Origin of the sequence: Streptomyces sp. NPDC048650, assembly GCF_043199095.1 — a bacterium.
Classification (GTDB): domain Bacteria; phylum Actinomycetota; class Actinomycetes; order Streptomycetales; family Streptomycetaceae; genus Streptomyces.
In genome coordinates, this window is record NZ_JBICVM010000001.1 from 230200 (window position 1) to 247177 (window position 16978).

At 73.2% G+C, this 16978-nt stretch carries 14 protein-coding genes; 8 read left to right on the forward strand and 6 right to left on the reverse strand.

Annotated features, from left to right (window positions below):
• The first annotated feature begins 10 nt into the window (after positions 1 to 10).
• Entirely contained in the window at positions 11 to 706 is a 696-nt protein-coding gene (gene pdxH, locus ACGFML_RS01155; protein ID WP_393538637.1) for a pyridoxamine 5'-phosphate oxidase, read from the forward strand.
• Positions 707 to 1276: 570 nt separating this feature from the next.
• Positions 1277 to 2641, forward strand: coding sequence for a PAS domain-containing protein (locus ACGFML_RS01160; protein ID WP_393540342.1), 1365 nt, complete (start codon positions 1277 to 1279; stop codon positions 2639 to 2641).
• A 20-nt stretch (positions 2642 to 2661) separates the two neighbouring features.
• On the opposite strand, the gene ACGFML_RS01165 is transcribed toward ACGFML_RS01160, so the two are convergent.
• Positions 2662 to 3429 (reverse strand): SIS domain-containing protein, encoded by a 768-nt coding sequence (locus ACGFML_RS01165; protein WP_393538639.1) that lies wholly within the window; start codon positions 3427 to 3429, stop codon positions 2662 to 2664.
• A 199-nt stretch (positions 3430 to 3628) separates the two neighbouring features.
• Here ACGFML_RS01165 and ACGFML_RS01170 point away from each other — a divergent pair, with 199 nt between their 5' ends.
• Both ACGFML_RS01170 and ACGFML_RS01175 read left to right on the forward strand, forming a co-directional pair.
• Complete coding sequence (locus tag ACGFML_RS01170; protein WP_393538641.1) at positions 3629 to 4321, forward strand: metal-dependent transcriptional regulator; 693 nt, start codon at positions 3629 to 3631, stop codon at positions 4319 to 4321.
• Positions 4322 to 4872: 551 nt separating this feature from the next.
• Positions 4873 to 5751 (forward strand): alpha/beta fold hydrolase, encoded by an 879-nt coding sequence (locus ACGFML_RS01175; protein ID WP_393540344.1) that lies wholly within the window; start codon positions 4873 to 4875, stop codon positions 5749 to 5751.
• A gap of 79 nt (positions 5752 to 5830) precedes the next feature.
• On the opposite strand, the gene ACGFML_RS01180 is transcribed toward ACGFML_RS01175, so the two are convergent.
• Positions 5831 to 6475 carry a hypothetical protein gene (locus ACGFML_RS01180; RefSeq protein ID WP_393538642.1) on the reverse strand — a complete coding sequence of 215 codons (645 nt, stop codon included), beginning with the start codon at positions 6473 to 6475 and terminating at the stop codon, positions 5831 to 5833.
• 373 nt (positions 6476 to 6848) lie between these two features.
• Between ACGFML_RS01180 and ACGFML_RS01185 the strand changes: the two genes are divergently transcribed.
• Positions 6849 to 9257 (forward strand): serine/threonine-protein kinase, encoded by a 2409-nt coding sequence (locus tag ACGFML_RS01185; protein WP_393538644.1) that lies wholly within the window; start codon positions 6849 to 6851, stop codon positions 9255 to 9257.
• Positions 9258 to 9276: 19 nt separating this feature from the next.
• On the opposite strand, the gene ACGFML_RS01190 is transcribed toward ACGFML_RS01185, so the two are convergent.
• Positions 9277 to 10185, reverse strand: a complete 909-nt coding sequence (locus tag ACGFML_RS01190; RefSeq protein WP_393538646.1) for a hypothetical protein — start codon at positions 10183 to 10185, stop codon at positions 9277 to 9279.
• Positions 10186 to 10708: 523 nt separating this feature from the next.
• Here ACGFML_RS01190 and ACGFML_RS01195 point away from each other — a divergent pair.
• Together ACGFML_RS01195 and ACGFML_RS01200 are read left to right on the forward strand one after the other, a co-directional pair.
• Positions 10709 to 11026, forward strand: a complete 318-nt coding sequence (locus ACGFML_RS01195) for a hypothetical protein (protein ID WP_393538648.1) — start codon at positions 10709 to 10711, stop codon at positions 11024 to 11026.
• Positions 11027 to 11088: 62 nt separating this feature from the next.
• Positions 11089 to 11643: a hypothetical protein gene (locus tag ACGFML_RS01200; protein WP_393538650.1), complete on the forward strand. Its 555-nt coding sequence runs from the start codon at positions 11089 to 11091 to the stop codon at positions 11641 to 11643.
• A gap of 138 nt (positions 11644 to 11781) precedes the next feature.
• Here ACGFML_RS01200 and ACGFML_RS01205 read toward each other — a convergent pair whose 3' ends face one another.
• From ACGFML_RS01205 to ACGFML_RS01215, 3 genes are all read right to left on the reverse strand, one after another.
• Positions 11782 to 13398, reverse strand: coding sequence for a transporter (locus ACGFML_RS01205; protein ID WP_393538652.1), 1617 nt, complete (start codon positions 13396 to 13398; stop codon positions 11782 to 11784).
• Entirely contained in the window at positions 13395 to 14147 is a 753-nt protein-coding gene (locus ACGFML_RS01210; RefSeq protein ID WP_393540345.1) for an ABC transporter ATP-binding protein, read from the reverse strand. Before ACGFML_RS01210 ends, ACGFML_RS01205 begins: the two co-directional genes overlap by 4 nt.
• A gap of 241 nt (positions 14148 to 14388) precedes the next feature.
• Positions 14389 to 15060, reverse strand: coding sequence for a bifunctional DNA primase/polymerase (locus tag ACGFML_RS01215; protein ID WP_393538654.1), 672 nt, complete (start codon positions 15058 to 15060; stop codon positions 14389 to 14391).
• Positions 15061 to 15576: 516 nt separating this feature from the next.
• Between ACGFML_RS01215 and ACGFML_RS01220 the strand changes: the two genes are divergently transcribed.
• Entirely contained in the window at positions 15577 to 16971 is a 1395-nt protein-coding gene (locus tag ACGFML_RS01220) for a transcriptional regulator (protein WP_393538655.1), read from the forward strand.
• Positions 16972 to 16978 lie beyond the last annotated feature (7 nt).

The window sequence follows — 16978 nt, forward strand, 5'->3', positions numbered from 1 at the left end:
GGCTCACCCGATGCTGCAAGATGAGGCCGTGCACCCTGCCGACGCGCCCTTCGCCGAAAATCCCGACCCGTCGTCCATGCGCGCGCACTACCGCGCCGAGGGACTCGCCGAGACCGACCTCGCGGCCGGCCCGTACGAGCAGTTCGCCAGGTGGTTCAAGGAAGCGGTCGCGGCGGGCCTGCACGAGCCGAACGCGATGGTCGTCTCGACGGCGGACGCGGCCGGCCGGCCGAGCTCACGGACCGTACTGCTCAAGGCTTTCGACGACTGCGGGTTCGTCTTCTACACCAACTACACCAGCCGCAAAGGCCGCGAACTGGCCGAGAACTCCGCGGTCTCGCTGCTGTTCCCCTGGCACCCGCTGGCCCGCCAGGTCATCGTGAACGGCACCGCGGCCCGCATCGGCCGCGACGAGACGGCCGCCTACTTCCGCACCCGCCCGCACGGCTCCCAGCTGGGCGCCTGGGCCAGCGACCAGTCGGCGGTCGTCGGCTCGCGCGAGGAACTGGAGCGGTCCTACGCGGAGTTGGCGGCCCGCTACCCGGAGGGTGAGCAGGTCCCGGCGCCGCCGCACTGGGGCGGCTATCGCGTCACTGCCGAGTCGGTGGAGTTCTGGCAGGGCCGCCACAACCGGCTGCACGACCGGTTGCGCTACGTCCACGACGGGCCGGCGGACGGCTGGCGGGTCGAGCGGCTGGCGCCCTGACGGCACGCCGCTCGGCACGGCAGGTCATCGGCGGCCACGCCCCGTGACCGCCCGTCACGCAGACGACCCGCGGGCTGCCTCCTCCGCGCTCGGTGGCGCGAAGGGCCGGTCGGACGAACCGGCAGCCCGCGGGTCGGGTGACTGCTGGGAATTGGCCGGCTGCGCATCTGCAGAATGCGCTGGTCCGGCGCTGCACTTCGGTGAAGCGACGGGCCGCTAGCCCGCAGCCACCTCACGCGTCCGGTGCGAAATCATCTGCCGAACCACCTCCCTTCTCGTGTGCTCAACACGGTAGGCAGCCGCCCGGCGCCGGACAAGCGAATTTCCCTGATGCAACGATTTCCGTGAATCGGGTGTGTGCTGAGTCACGTTCCAGTTGAATAAGGCGAGGTGCAGCACGTGCGGCCGTGTTCTTAAGGGGTGCCAGTGACTGCTTCGTCAGCTTCATCTGCCTCGTCCGCGGCGTCTTCCGCCTCGGCCTCCCCGGGCTCGGGGCGCCGTGCCGCCCCCGGGACCGACGGGGAGGCAGGGCCCGACGACTCCGCCCTGCTCACCGCGCTCCTGGACGGTATGGATGCCGCCCTCGCCGCCTTCGGGGCCGACGGCGCGGTGACCCACTGGAACCGTGAGGCCGAACGCATCCTGGGCTGGACGACGGCCGAGGCGGTCGGCCGCCGGGGCCTGGCGGGCTGGGCGGCCCGCCCGGAGGACGCCGACGAGATCGCGGCGGTGCTCACCGCCGCGCGGCGGGCCCCGGGCCGCCAGGTGCAGGAATTCGCCCTGCTGACCAAGGACGGCCGGCGCGTCCTGGTCCGTACCCAGGTCTCCGCGGTCCGCGGCCCCGGAGGCCGGGCCGGCGGGGTGTACTGCGCCTTCAGCGAGGTGCACGCCCAGCTCGACCTGGAGCGGGCCATCGCGCTCAGCGAGGCGCTGTTCGACGACGGGACCTGGGGCGTCGCCCTGGTCGACGCCGATCTGCGGCTCGCCGTTCTGAACACCCCCGCCGCCCGCGCCCTCGGCGTGGGCCGCACGGCCCGCCTGGGCTGCCCCCTGGGCGATCTGCTGACGCAGGGCGTGGAGGAACTGGAGGGCGCGCTCCAGCACGTCCTCGCCGAGGGCGCGCCGCCGGCCGCGGCGGAGCTGTGGGTGACGCTGCGCTCCGAGGAGGCCGACCATCCACGGCGATGCTGGCGCAGCGGCTTCGTCCGGCTGGCCTCGCCGCTGGCCGAGGAGCCGGTGCCGCTCGGCGTCGCCTGGCTCTTCCAGGACGTGACGGACGCCAAGCGGGCCGAACAGGACGGCTCCCTGCTGCGCTTCCGGGCGCATCAGCTGCACCGCGCCGGGCGCGCGGCCGCGGAGTGCCCGGACCCGGCCGAGGCGGCCGCCCTCCACCTGGACTTCGCCCTGGCCGGGTTCGCCGACCACGGCCTGGTGGACCTCGCCCCGGCCCCCGCCCCGGCCCCGTACGGCGCCGTGGACGAGGAGGACGGGGAGGACGGCGACGCCGGCGCCGGGTGGGCCGCGGACCTGGCAGCCGCCCCACGGCCCGGGCGGGCGCGGGCGCCGCGGCTGGTGCGGGCGCTGGCCTCCCCGGCGGGGGCGCCGGGTCCCGCCGAGGCGTTCCCCGCGACCGGCATCCCGGTGGCCTACCCCCCGGGGCATCCCGCGGCGCAGGCGTACCAGCGGCGGGGGTCGGTGCGCACCAGCGCGGGCCCGGACGCGGCCGAGGGCTGGGCGGCGGCCCGGAAGTGGCCGGACGGCACCGTCCACGGCCTCTGCGTGGTGCTGCGCAGCCGCGGCCGCACGCTGGGCGTCGCCACCTTCCTACGAGTGCCCTCGCGCCGCCCCTTCGACCGGGCGGACGCGGACTACGCCGAGGAGGTCGCGGCCCGCATCGCGGCGGCGCTGGACCTCGCGGGGGCGGCGGGCGGCTGAAGGCGTCGCCCGCGGCCCCGTCAGTGCCGGTAGAAGATCCGGTCCGCGTAGGTGCTCATCACCCGCGCGTTCCAGTCGTGGCCGCCGTCGACGTTCCCGGAGCGCAGCAACGGCGGGTCGATGCCCCGCTCGGCGAGCGTGCCCGCGGCGGTCGCCACCACGGCCTGCATGATCGCGCTGGTGACGACGGTGGAAGCGGGCGCGAACGGCGCGTCGGTGCCCGGCAGGGTCAGCTCGGCGTCGCCGACCGCGATCGCACTGTCCAGGACGATGTCGCAGTGGTCCTTGAGGTAGCTGCCCGAGGCGTGCCGGGACCTGGTCTCGGTCGCGTACGCCACCGACGTCACGCCGATGACCTTGATGCCGAGCGCCCGGGCGTTCACCGCCATCTCCACCGGCAGCGCGTTGCGCCCGGACAGCGAGATGATCACCAGGACGTCGCCGGACTCCAGCGGACTGGTGTCCAGAACGGCCGCGGCGAGCCCGTCGACCCGCTCCAGGGCGCTGCCGAGCGTCGCGGGCCGGACGTCCACGCCGACGACACCGGGGACGGACAGCAGGTTCATGACCGCCAGTCCGCCCGCACGGTAGACGGTGTCCTGGGCGGGGAGGGAGGAGTGCCCGGCGCCGAAGGAGAACACCCGGCCGCCGGCCTCGACGGTGTCCGCGATCAGGCGTCCGGCGGCGGTGATCTGCCCGCCGGCCTCGTCCCGCACCCGCCGCAGCAGGTCGATCGCGGCGTCGAAGTACTTCCCGGCCAGTTGGTCGCTCTGGTCGCTCTCAGGCATCGCCGCGGGCCCTCTCGTCGGGTCTCGTGGAAGCGGGGATCAGTCGTGGCGCGGATCACGTTGCGGTCTGGACCAGTGCCCTGTCAATACGGCTGCGGCCGCGCGCGGGGGTCCGGTGTGCGGACGAGGCGGCCCCGTTGTCGTCGGGATGCGTCAGAATTGAGTTCAGGGCCACCGCACGACACATCGAGGGGCACGCATGTCCGGACTGATCGACACCACGGAGATGTATCTCCGCACCATCCTCGAACTGGAAGAGGAAGGTGTGGTCCCCATGCGCGCCCGCATCGCGGAGCGGCTCGAACAGAGCGGCCCGACGGTCAGCCAGACGGTGGCGCGCATGGAGCGAGACGGCCTGCTGACGGTCGCCGGCGACCGTCACCTCGAGCTGACGGAGGAGGGCCGGCGCCTCGCGACGCGGGTGATGCGCAAGCACCGCCTCGCGGAGTGCCTGCTGGTCGACGTCATCGGGCTGGAGTGGGAGCAGGTGCACGCCGAGGCGTGTCGCTGGGAGCACGTGATGAGCGAGGCGGTCGAGCGCCGCGTCCTCGAACTGCTGCGGCACCCGACGGAGTCGCCGTACGGCAACCCCATCCCGGGCCTGGAGGAGCTGGGCGAGAAGGCCGAGGCCGACCCGTTCCTGGACGCCGGCATGGTGAGCCTGATGGACCTGGATCCCGGGTCCGACGGCAAGACGGTCGTGGTGCGCCGGATCGGCGAGCCGATTCAGGCCGACGCGCAGCTCATGTACACCCTGCGGCGGGCCGGTGTGCAGCCGGGCGCCGTGGTGAGCGTGACGGAGTCGCCGGCCGGGGTGCTGGTCGGCAGCAGTGGCGAGGCCGCCGAGCTGCATGCCGACATCGCCACGCACGTGTTCGTCGCCAAGCGCTGAGTGAGCGGGCCCCCGCGCCCGTTCCGCACTCCTTTTCGCCGCGTTCCTCTGTTTTTCCGCGAGCCCGCTGAGCTGCGCCGATGCGCCGCTCGGCGGGCTCGTCAACTGTTTGTGCGTTGAACGAACTTGTGGGAACCCGTGCGATTCGGCCGGTGTCGTGCCACGCTGGCGCAGACGCATTGGCATATGTCGGCACGAGGCATGTCGCGCAGGTGCGGGGTGTCGGCTCTCCGGGGTGGGGAGGGGGCTCGGGTGCGTCCGGTGAATGTGTTTGTGGACGGCCGGGGCCCCGGCGCTGCGAGCAGCCGGGGCCCCGCCTCCCCATGTCCCCCGCCAAGACCCGGAGCCCCGAGCTCCCAGGGTCTTCCCCTGCGGGCCCCCTTCCCGGTAGGGCCCGCCTCCCGGCAGATGTCTCCCCTTGGCGGGCGCGGTCAATCCTGGGGCGAGGTCACTCGAACGAGGGGTATTGGGCGCGAGAACGGCGCGTTCGAATAGAGGTTCGATAGTGTGGGTGTGGGGCAGGCCAAGGACGATTGGGGGTGCCGGGGCACGTGGTGCGGCGCATCGATGTGACAGGGGCCGGCGGCGTACGGCTCGCGGCCTGGGAATTCACCGATCCGCCCAAGCACGGCGGCGGGGCGGAGGCAGCGCGCGGCCCGGACGTGCTGATGCTCCACGGCCTGATGGGCCGCGCGGCGCACTGGGCGGACACCGCCCGCCGGCTGAGCGCGCGACATCGCCCGGTGGGGCTGGACCAGCGCGGCCACGGCCGCAGCGAGAAGCCCGGAGACGGTCCGTTCGGCCGCGACGCCTATGTCGATGACGCCATCGCGGCCATCGAGCAGCTCGGGCTGGCCCCGGTCGCGCTGATCGGGCACGCCATGGGGGCCCTGACGGCGTGGCAGGTGGCGGCCCGGCGGCCGGATCTGGTGAGCGCGCTGGTCATCTGCGACATGCGGGCCTCGGCGCTGGGCGCGGCCTCGCAGCAGGAGTGGACGGAGTGGTTCCGTTCCTGGCCGGTGCCGTTCGCGACGCTCGCGGACGTCCGCAAGTGGTTCGGCGAGGACGACCCGACGCTGGAGCGGCCCAAACCGACCCGTGGCGAGTTCTTCGCCGAGGTGATGGCGGAGCGCGCCGACGGCTGGCGGCCGGTCTTCTCCCGCCGGCAGATGCTCCGGGCGCGCGAGACCTGGGTCTACGACGCGCACTGGGAGGAACTGGCGCAGGTGCGGTGCCCGACCCTGGTGGTCCGGGGGCTGGACGCCGAACTCGGTCGCGCCGAGGCGCAGGAGATGGTCCGGGTGCTGCCGCGCGGCGCGTACGCCGAGATCCCCGACGCGGGACACCTGCTCCCCTGGGAGCAGCCCGACGCCTGGTGCCAGGCCGTCGAGCCGTTCCTGAGCACGGCCACGGCCACGGCACCGGACTGAGAGACGGGTGCCGCGCGCCACGGCCCTTCGAGGGGGCGTGGCGCGCGGCGCCGGCGGGCGGTGCCGGCGCCCGGGAGCGTCAGCCGGCGTGCGGGAACTTCCAGACCAGCAGGTCCTTGTCGTCGTCGTTCGCCCAGTGGACCTCCACGGCCTTCGCGTCCGTGGGGATCATGTACGTCTGGCAGATGACGTGGCTCTGGCCCGTCTTCCAGCTGTCGATATCGATCGGGTCCTCGCAGCCGGGAAGGTTCTCGGCGGCACCGATGAGCAGACCGCCGCGACGCCCGTCCGCATAGATTTCCGCGTTGTTGTCCACATCGGGCAGGCCCTTGACCACGCCGCCGCCCTTGTTCGTGTACTTCACATACGCGGTCGCGGCAACGAGACCCTTGACCCGCTTGGGGTCCGAGACCAGTTTCTTGGCCTCGGCCTCGGTTCCCACATGAATCTTCTGCGCGGCGATCTCGTAGGTGATGGTGGTTTTCCCGGAGTCTTCCTTGAACTTCCGCGTCCCACCGGCACCGGGCTTCAGCTCGCCGGACGGCGCCGGATCCTGCGTCTCCTGCTCCGACTTCGCCGGGGAGTCGGCGCCGGCCTTGGCGCTCTTCTTCCCGTCGTCCTTCGCGTCGGACGCGTCCTTGCCGCCGCCGCAGGCGGTCAGCGCCAGAGACAGTACGGCAATGGGCGCGGCGGCACGCAGCCAGGCGGTCTTGGTGTGCAGCAAAACGTCACTCCTCGCGGATTCCCCCGTCACAACGCACAGTTGGCGTCTACCCGTGTGGCTGCGAACGGCTGTGGGCGGAGCATAGAAGCCGCCTTTCGGCGTTGTCGAGGTCGTTCCCCGGCGGCTGCATGATTCGCGGTAATTCTCCTTGGGTAGTTGTGGATTCGACGGGTCGGCGGGCTCCCCATACGTGCGAATTCGGCAGCATTGGCATTCCCGCGGAAATTCCGCAATAAAGCGCGCGCCGCCTACGGGAACCTCGGCAAGTGGCCTTCGGGGCGCGGCGCTACGATGCACTCTCCCGGCGTGGCGGCCCGCATTTCGCGCGGTGCGCGGTGCGTCGTGCCACGTTCGCTCTTTGGGGGAGACCGAGATGGACCCGTTGCTTCCGGACGACCCGCAGGCCCTCGGGCCGTACCGTCTGCTGGGCCGGATCGGGGCCGGCGGAATGGGACGGGTATATCTGGCACGGTCCACCGGCGGCCGAACCGTCGCGGTCAAGGTCGTCCGGCCGGACCTGGCGCAGGACTCGGCATTCCGGGGGCGGTTCCGGCAGGAGGTCGAGATAGCGCGGGCGGTGTCCGGCCGCTACACGGCACCCGTCGTCGACGCCGACACCGATGCCGCGCTGCCCTGGCTCGCCACCGCCTTCGTCCTCGGGCCCTCGCTGACCGAGGTGGTCGACGGGCACGGGGCGCTGCCCGAACACAGCGTGCGCGCCCTCGGGGCGGGTCTGGCCGCCGCCCTCACCGAGATCCACGCCGTGGGCCTGGTGCACCGCGACCTCAAACCGTCCAACGTGCTGCTGGCCGCGGACGGCCCCAGGGTGATCGACTTCGGGATCGCGCGTGCCGTCGACGGCGACCGGATGACCCAGACCGGCATGGTCGTCGGCTCGCCCGGCTACATCCCGCCGGAGCAGGCGTTGGGGCAGCAGGTCGGCACGGCGGGCGACGTCTTCGCGCTCGGCGCCGTCCTCACCTGTGCCGCCACCGGCCACCCGGCTTACGGCGACACCACCCCGGCCGCCGTCCTCTACCAGGTCGTCCACGGCGAGCCCGACCTGTCCGGCGTCCCCGAGCGGCTGCACGGCCTCATTGCGGCCTGCCTCGACCGGGAACCCGGGCAACGGCCCTCGCCGCAGCAGGTGCTGGAGACGCTGGCACCGCAGGGGACGGGAGCGGTGTTCGCCAACTGGCTCCCGGGAGCCGTCGCTTCGACCATCGCCACCCACGCGACGCGCATCCTGGACCTGGAGACACCCGAGCACGGGACGCCCGCTGTCACGGAGACCGGCGCCACCGGCGCGGCCGGCACGCCGGCGACGCCCGCTGCGCCCGGCGCCGCGCCGGGGGCCGCGCCGGGCGGGTTCGGCACCGCGCCGACGTATGTGCTCTCCGGCACGGCGAACCCGGGGGCCGCTCCGGCGGGAGCCACTCCGGCGGGGGCCGCTCCGGGGGGAGCCACTCCGGGCGGGATCGTTCCGACCGGCGGTACGGAGCCCACCGTTGCGGGCATACCCGGCACCGGCGCCGCATCCGCCGGCCCCTCCCGCCGCCGCTTCTTCGGGCTGGCGGCGGGCACCGCGGTCGGCGTCGCGGCCGTCGGCGGCGCCGGGGTCTGGGCGTTCGGGGGCAAGGACAAGCAGCACCGAGGCGGCACCGAGGGCGGGGGAGGCAAGGCGGGAGGCAAGGCGGGTGGCACGGCGCCCGGCGGACCGGACCGGGAGAAGTTCCGCACCCCGCCTCCCGGCACCGCACCGCAGGTCCTGTGGCACCGCACCGCACAGACGGACAGCATCAGCAGTGACCGGCCGCTGCTGGCCCACAACGGCCTGCTGCTGATCAGCGGTGATCCGCTGGTGGCCCGACACGCTGTCACCGGCAAGGCGAAGTGGACCCGCAAGGGCGTCGCCTCCCCGGGCGCCCCGCTGACCCTCGCGGCCGGCAGGCTCTTCCTCGTCAGCACGGAGTACGACGGCGACGTCGTCGGCCTCGACCCGGACACCGGCAAGGAGTCCTGGCGCAGCCGGCTGAACGGCGATCTGAAGGTCGAGCACATCCTCGCCGCCGACGAGGAACGCCTCTACGTCATCGCCTCGGTGACCACCGAGGACACCACCGTCCACCTCACCGCCATCGCCGCCATCAACATCCGAACCGGCAGGCCGCAATGGCAGAAGCCGCGGGACAAGGGCACCCACGACTACGACCTCGACGGCGTCGCGGCGGACGGCCGCCTCGTCTACGCCGACGGCCGCCGCAACGTCACGGTGCGCGATGCGGCGACCGGCCGGCAGCTGTGGACCAAGAAGATCGGCGACGACATCGCCTGGCGCCCGGCAGTCCACGCCAAGCGCATCTTCCTGGGCGGCGACCGACTGCGCTCGGTGCACGTCGACACCGGCAAGCCCGACTGGTCGCTGTCCTCCGGCGGACGCCGCAGCTTCTACCAGCCGATGATCGTCGGCGGCGTGCTCTACGCCGCGGACCACAGCGGCGGCGTCTGGGCCGTGGACCCGCTGCACGGCAAGAAGCTGTGGCTGTGCGAGGACCCCGGCGCCCGCTGGGCGCCTACGGAGTTCGTCCTCGTCGGAGAGACCCTCTACGGCGCGTCCTACGACGACGAGGGCGGCGTCTTCGCCCTCGACCCCAAGACCGGCAAGGCCCGTTGGCACTACAACGACAACACCGAGAACCTGGAGCAGTGGCATGTCACCGCTTCGGGGCAGCGGCTGCTGGTCACCCACGGGGACGAGATCTACGGCCTGCCGGCGGTGTGAGACCCCGGCTCCCGGTCCGCTAGGTCAACGTACGGGTGAAGTCGCCGCGTTGGACGCGCCCGGCGAGGGAGTCACCACCGAGCAGTGAGCCGTAGCCGGTGGCCGCCCAGAGGCTGTCCGCGGCCGGGACCTCGAAGTACGGAACCGGGCGGCCGTCCTGCCGGTCGGTGAGAACCTCCGGCTCCCGGCGGGCACGGAGGGCCCGTATGCAGGGCTCGCACGCGGCCACCCGCACCTGCTCCCCGCGGCCGAGGGGGCGCCAGGGTATGCGGCGCGCGGCGGGGCCGTGCAGCGGGTGGAAGAAGCACAGCGGCAGGGCGGCCGGGGCGGCGCCGGAGAGGGCCGCGCGCCCCTCGGCGATCAGCGCGAACACGCCCGCCAGGTCCGGGATTCCACGGGCGTTGTCCAGGACCGTGCCTGCGGCGGCGTAGGCGGCCAGGGCGCCCTCGACGGACGCCGGGCCTCCCTGGGCGGCGCGGGCCTCCTCGCCGAGTCGTACCACCTCTTCGGCGGCGCGCTCCCGGAGCCCTGACTCGTCGGCGCGGCGGGCAGCGGCGAAAACGGAGTGGGGCAGCGCGAACGGGGTGGCGAGCTCGCCGCGCAGCCGGGACCGGCGGCGCAGCAGCAGCCCCGCGGCCGCCAGCAGCAGGACCGGACCGAGGGCGAAGGCCAGGAACCGGGGGAGCGGGGAGCCCGACGGCTCGGGTTTGGCGGCGGGGGTGGCAGGGCCGTCCGGATCCGCGGCGGCCTTGGCATACGGCAGCTGACCGGTCGGAAGAACCGGCTCCGCCCCCAACCGCTCGCCGAGATACGCGACCCGGGCCGGGGCGTCGCCGCCCGCGTCCGCGGCCTGCCCCACGCCGGCGGCACACAACACCGCCAACCACCCGGCCACCAGCACCAATCCGGTCCGCAGCACCGTCCCCACCGCCTCTCGTTCGTCCGTTCCATGACGCTACCGCTCCGCCATCCCCCGCGCGGACGCCTGTGGATAACTTCCGGGCAGAGCCGGCGCCGTAGAGCCGGCGCCCGCCGAGCCGGTGCGGCAAGGCCGGGGCTGGAGCGGCGGGGCCCAATGGCCGCTGGGAAGGCGGGGCCGGACGGTGCCGGAACGGCGGGGCTCTGCGGAGCGGGGTGAGCCACCGCAGAGCGGGTGCGCCGCCGAGGCTTCGGCGGATCTCGCGTGCTCGCTGCTCCCCCCACCCCCGAACCCCACCCCCGCCCCTCCCCCTACGGGGGAGAGGGGGAGGGGCGGGGGGCGCGCAGCGCGGGTGCCGCCCCGTGCCGCGCAGGGGCGAGAAGGCTCGGGGCCCCGGGGGCGTTCGGGGCGTACGGGCTCGGGGCCCCCGGGGGCATTCAGGGCATTCAGGTGCTTCATTGTGCTCGGGTGCTCGGGTGCTCGGGTGCTCGGGTGCTCGGGTGCTCGGGTGCTCGGGTGCTCGGGTGCTCGGGTGCTCGAGGTGCTCGAGGTGCTCGAGGTGTTCGAGGTGCTCGAAGTGTTCGCAGGGATCGGGGTGCTCGGAGGGGTTCTGGCGTTCACGGTGTTCGGGATGCTGGCGGGCTTGTGGTGCGGACGAACCGTCGGCCGGGCTGCGCAGCGACCCGATGGCCGGAATGGCTGGAATGGCCGGAACAGGCGGGTCGTTGCGGCCTCGGCCGGTACGCGACATCTCATCAAGGAGCAATGTCCTCCCGTCCTGTCGCCCGTCCTGTCGCCCGCGCTCCGGCCCGACAGGACGGGCATTCGCCGGCCCCGGGCCGAAAGGTAATCTGCACCGGGTCACCGTCACGCTGACCTGCTCAGCGCAGCCAACCATGGGGGATTTCAGCCATGTCCGCACCGCCGCCGCCCTACCAGAACCAGCCGCCGCAGCAGCCGTACGGGTATCCCCAACAGCCCCAACAGCCCCAGCCGCAGTACGGGCAGCAGCCGCAGCAGCCCTACGGGCAACCGCAGCAGCCGCAGTACGGTCAGCAGCCCCAGTCGCCCCAGCAGCCCCGCGGCCCTCGGCAGCCGCAGCGCAGTCCGCTGCGCGGGCTGATCACCGCCGTCATCATGCTGGCACTCTTCGGCGGCATCGGCTGGTACGTGTGGGACTACAACACCAATCCCCACGGCGGCAAGGCCAAGAAAGAGGCGGCGCAGAAGGCCGAGATCAAGGAGAACGACAGGAAGTACAACCCGAAGGTCGGCAACTGCGTCAAGATCACTGGCTCTGACGACGACGTGGCGATGGAGGTCGTCGACTGCGACTCCTCTGCGGCGGGCTACAAGACGGGTGAGGTCATCAGCGGCGACGAGCGCTGTGGGCCTCAGTACACCAAGAGCGTGCATCGTCAGCCGCGCCTGGGTGCCGGCACCACCTGGTGCTTCACCAAGGTGTGACCCTCGGCCCGCCGTCCGGCCGCCGCTCCCCGATGCGGCCTTCGCTCCAACCGGATGCGGCCCTCGCTCACCGAAGTGGCCGCCGCCCGCAGATCCGGGCGGCGGCCACGCTGCATCGTCTTCAGGGCCGGAGCGCCCTCACCCCTTGCTGACCGCGGTCAGAATCTCCGGCAGCCGCCTCGCCACCCGGGGGGCCGCCAGCCGCAGCCCCAGTTCCGCGACGCCCAGCCCGTAGGCCGCGCCGACCGGCAGCAGCACCCACAACAGCCCGTGCAGTCCCGCCACATGGAGCCAGATCGTCAGCCCCAGCAGTGGCGCGCACAGCACGGTGCCCGCCAGGAAGCCGCCGAAGAGGCTGAACCAGGCGATCGCGCCCTGGCCCGGTGCGACGTTCTTGTTGCCCTCCGAGGGAATCGAGTACGGGAAGAGCGCGGAGGACAGCGCCCCGGTGGCCAGCAGGGCTCCCAGGACCGCCAGGGAGAGGCCGTAGACCTCGAGGAAGTCCGACCAGGGGCCGATGAAGGCGGCGGTGCCGATGACGACCAGGGTGACGTACGGGACGGCCACCATGGCCAGCGTCAGCGCGCGGGCCCGCAGTTCCTGGTACGCGTCCCGGGGCGTGGCGATGGTCGAGGCGACCATCCAGAAGGCCGAGGTGTCCTGGCCGAACTGGTTGTACATCTGCATGCCGAGCAGCGCGGACGCCGAAAAGGCGGTGTATATGGTGCCGTTGCCCTGGACGGACGACACGACCGGCACCAGGATGCCGACGCCGAGCGCGGTGGCCCAGGACATCTTGGACTTCGGGTCACGCCAGGCGTAGCGCAGCGCACGAAGCATGACCGTGCCCGTGCGTCCGCCCGGCAGCAGGCGGGTGAGGCCGCGTTCGCCGGAACCCGCCGCCCGCGCGCTGTCCTTCTCGACGGCCTGGAGGGTGGAGGAATCGGGGGCGGTCATCAGGGTGGTCAGCGTGCGCTGCCACCACCACAGCAGGAGGGCCAGCGCCAGCGCCGTCAGGGCCAGTCCCGCCGCCGCCCGCCCGTAGGCGCCCCGGCCGGCGTCGTCCACGGCGCCTATCGCGGAGGCCGGCGGAACCCAGCGAAGGACGTCGCCGAGCGGCTCCAGTACGGACAGGCCGTCCGGGCGGCCCAGCCTCTGGGCGGCGATGTTCACGCCCTGCGCGCCGATCGCGATGAACAGGCCGCTCAGCACTGCGAGATCGCGGCCGCGGCGGCTGGTCAGCAGCCGCACCGATGCGGTGGCCACCGCGCGGGCCAGGGAGACGCACACCAGCAGCGCCAGGACGGCGGCCACGACGCCGACCAGTGCGGCGGCGGCGCCGTGGGCCACCGCGATCACCGAACCGGTCACGAGGGCGAGCGTGAAGACCGGGCCGATACCGACCAGCGAGGTCACCAGGAGCGAGCCGATCAGTGGTCCCGGCCGGAGCGGCAGCATGACCAGCCGGGTCGGGTCCAGGGTCTCGTCGCCGGTGGGGAAGAACAGCGGCATCACCGCCCAGCCGAGGGTGAGGATGCCGGTCAGCAGCACCGCCACGGCGCCGGCGTGGGGGTTCCCGCGCAGCGCGACGAGGGCGATGACGACGCCGGCCGCACACAGCAGGCCGACCACGACGGAGGCGATGTAGGCGAGTGTGCGGCCCGTCGACTGGCGGAGGCCGTTGCGCAGCAGCGACAGCTTCAGCTTGACGAAGACGGAGGTCAGGGACGGGGCCGCGGCCGATTCGGCGGTCATCGGGCGCCGCCGCCCAGCCAGTCGAGGTTCTGGCCCGCGCCGCGGTCGTGCGCGCCGACGAGTTCGAGGAAGGCGTTCTGCAGGGAGGACGCCTCGCCGCGTACCTGGGCGAGCGGGCCCTGCGCGCGGATCCGTCCGGCCGCCATCACCGCGACCCAGTCGCACAGCGACTCCACCAGTTCCATGACGTGGCTGGAGAAGACGACCGTCGCGCCGGAGGCGGTGTAGCGCTCAAGGACGCCGCGGATGGTCTGGGCCGACACCGGGTCGACGCCCTCGAAGGGCTCGTCGAGGAAGAGGACCTCGGGGTTGTGGAGCAGCGCGGCGGCCAGGCCGATCTTCTTGCGCATGCCGGTGGAGTAGTCGACGACCAGTTTGTTCTGGGCTCCGGAGAGGTCCAGCACCTCCAGCAGCTGGCCGGCCCGTTTGTCCACCTCGTCGCCGGGCAGGCCGCGCAACCGGCCGGTGTAGCCGAGGAGTTCGCGGCCGGACAGCCGCTCGAAGAGGCGCAGCCCCTCGGGCAGTACGCCGATCCGGGACTTGACCGACACCGGGTCCCGCCAGACGTCGTGCCCGGCGATCTCGACCTGACCGGCGTCGGGCCGCAGCAGCCCCGTCACCATGGACAGGGTGGTGGTCTTGCCCGCGCCGTTGGGGCCGACCAGGCCGATGAAGCGGCCCGCGGGGAGGGTCAGGTCGATGCCGGAGACGGCGGTCTGCTCGCCGAATTTCTTCCAGAGTCCCTGAATGCGGGCGGCGGGCGGCGGGCCGCCGGTGTTGCCGGTGTCGCCGGTGTCGCCGGGGACCGGAGCCCGCCCGACGGCCGGCTCGTCGCGGCCTTCCGGGCCGTTGTCCTCCGGTCCGCTGTCTTCCTGTTCGTTGCCCACCGGCACTGTCCTCCGACGTCCCCGCAGGGGCCCCGATGCGGCCCCCGTCCGATGGGGCCCACGATACGGGCGGCCGTCGGCACGGCCTCCCCGGGCAGCGCGTTCAGCGCCCCCGACCCGCCGCCGCGTCCCGCCCGCACGCGTAGGCCAGCGGGCTGATCAGCTCCTCGACGTCCGGCAACCAGCGGTTGGTGGCGGTGGGGCGGCGGGCCCACTGCACGGAGCCGTGCGGTCCCATCCGGGTCGGCGGCGCGGCGATGTACTCGCCCTCGCCTCGGCAGATCAGGTCCAGCGCGGCCGGCGGCCAGCCCAGGCCGCGCACCAGGTCCGGGATCTTCACCGAGGCGCCGGGCAGGACGAGGAAGAGCATCCGGCGGCCGGGGGTGCGGGTGACCGGACCGAGTGGCAGTTCCATCCGCTCCATCCGGGCCAGCGCCAGGCAGCCCGCGGTCTCGGGCACCTCGATGGCCTCGAACGTGCGGCCCGTCGGCAGCAGGATCGAGGCGCCCGGGTGCTTGGTCCACATCCGGCGGACGGCCGTCGCGCTGCCGCTGGCCTGCCCGGCCCACCCGGGGCCGGTGGGGTGTGCGCCAGGGGCGGCGCAGTCGTCGGCGTCGCACGAGCAGCGGGGTGTCTCACCGCCGTACTCCAGCCATGCGCCGGGGAACACGTCCCAATGCCGCTCCTCCGCGTAACGCACCGCGGTCTCGAGCAGCTGCTCGCCGCGCTGCTGCGGGATCTGTGAGGCTCCTGTGACTCCGATGGTCTTTTCCACGCTCAGGACAACTTCGCGTGTCACCAAGGGTTACGGCCGAACGGGGGACACCCCCGGCGCATCGTTCTTGCACCTGGGGCGCATGGATGCATCGGCGGGGGCGCGTATGCGGGCGTGGTCCGGGAAGCGGGTAGCCACCTCGCTGATGGGCGGAAAGGCCGCCCGCGCGGCAGCCCGCGGTGCGTCACCGGAGATCCCGGGGCCATGGCGGCGGCCGCGAACTGAGCACGGGCACCGCGCGCCACCGTTCTCCTTTCCGTACCGCTCCGGCGTGGTCCGTGGCCGGTCGCATGCACCGGACCCGGACCCCTCACCGGACCGGCCCGGCCCACTTCGTGGACCGGCGCCTCGCACCGCGCACCAGGACGCACCGGACCGCGCCCGTACCACCTGGACGCGTCACATGGTTCGTATTTCGCGTATCCGGGATGTCTCGGATATCCGGCATATGTGCGGGGCATCGATCACGGAGAACGGCGTTCGACGGTGAACGCGCAGCAGTAGTTGGGGGTACACATGGCCGCCAGGCCACTCGTCGCGCGGCAGCCCAATGAGCGGCTGCAGGCGCTCATCCAGGAAGCCGCCTGCTCCAACGCGGGGCTCGCCCGCCGCGTCAACATGTGCGGTGCCGAGCACGGACTCGACCTGCGGTACGACAAGACCTCCGTGGCCCGGTGGCTGCGTGGGCAGCAGCCGCGCGGCCGCGCCCCGGCCGTCATCGCGGAGGCGCTGGGCCGGAAACTGGGGCGCACGGTCACCATCGACGAGATCGGGATGGCCGACGGCAAGAACCTGGCGTCCGGGGTGGGGCTCCAGTTCTCCCCGACGGTGCTCGGGGCGATCGAGCAGGTCTGCGAACTGTGGCGCAGCGATGTCGGGCGGCGCGACTTCCTCAGCGGGTCCACGGTGGCCGCCTCGGCCCTGGTGGAGCCGAGCCGCGACTGGCTGATCACCGGGGCCGACACCCAGGTGGCCCGGAGCGCGGGGGCCCGGGTCGGGATGGCGGACGTCGAGGCGGTGCGCGCCACGACGACGGCGCTCAGCGAACTCGACCACCGCTTCGGGGCGGGGCATGTCCGCCCGGTCGTCGTGCACTACCTCAACAGCGTCGTCTCCGGTCTGCTCGCGGGCTCGTACCGCGAACCGGTGGGACGTGAACTCTTCGCGGCCGTCGCCCGGTTGACGGAGCTGGGCGGCTACATGGCCGTCGACACCGGGCAGCCGGGCCTGGCCCAGCGCTACTACATCCAGGCGCTGCGGCTGGCCCAGGCGGCGGGCGACCGCGGTTACGGCGGCTATGTGCTGGCCGCCGGCATGAGCCATCTCGCCGCCTCGCTCGGCAATCCGCGGGAGATCGCACAGCTCGCGCGGGCCGCACAGGAAGGGGCGCGCGGGCAGGTCACGCCGCGGGCGGAGGCGATGTTCTTCGCGGCGGAGGCGCGCGGGCACGCCCTGATGGGCGACGGCCGGGCCTTCCAGGCCGTGGCGGGCCGTGCGCTCGCGGCGATGGAGCGCGCGGAGGCCGCGAGCGACGCGGGCGACGACCCGGCCTGGATCGGGCACTTCGATGCCGCGTACCTTGCCGACGAACTCGCCCACTGCCACCGGGACCTGGGCCAGCCCGGCCCGGCCGCGCAGCGCGCACAGGAGGCGCTGGACGGGCATCCGGAGGGCCGGGCGCGGCGGCGCGCCATCGGGCTGGTGCTGCTGGCGGGCGCGCAGGTGCAGCAGCGTGAGATCGAGCTGGCCTGCCATACGGGCACCCAGGCCGTGGAGTTGCTCGGCCGGCTGCGCTCGGGCCGGGGCGCGGAGTATCTGGAGGACTTCCAGCTGCGCCTGGAGCCGTACCGGGAGGAACCGGTCGTACGGGAGTTCGGCGCACGGCTGGAGCTGCGGGCCGCGGCGGCGTAGCGGGGCC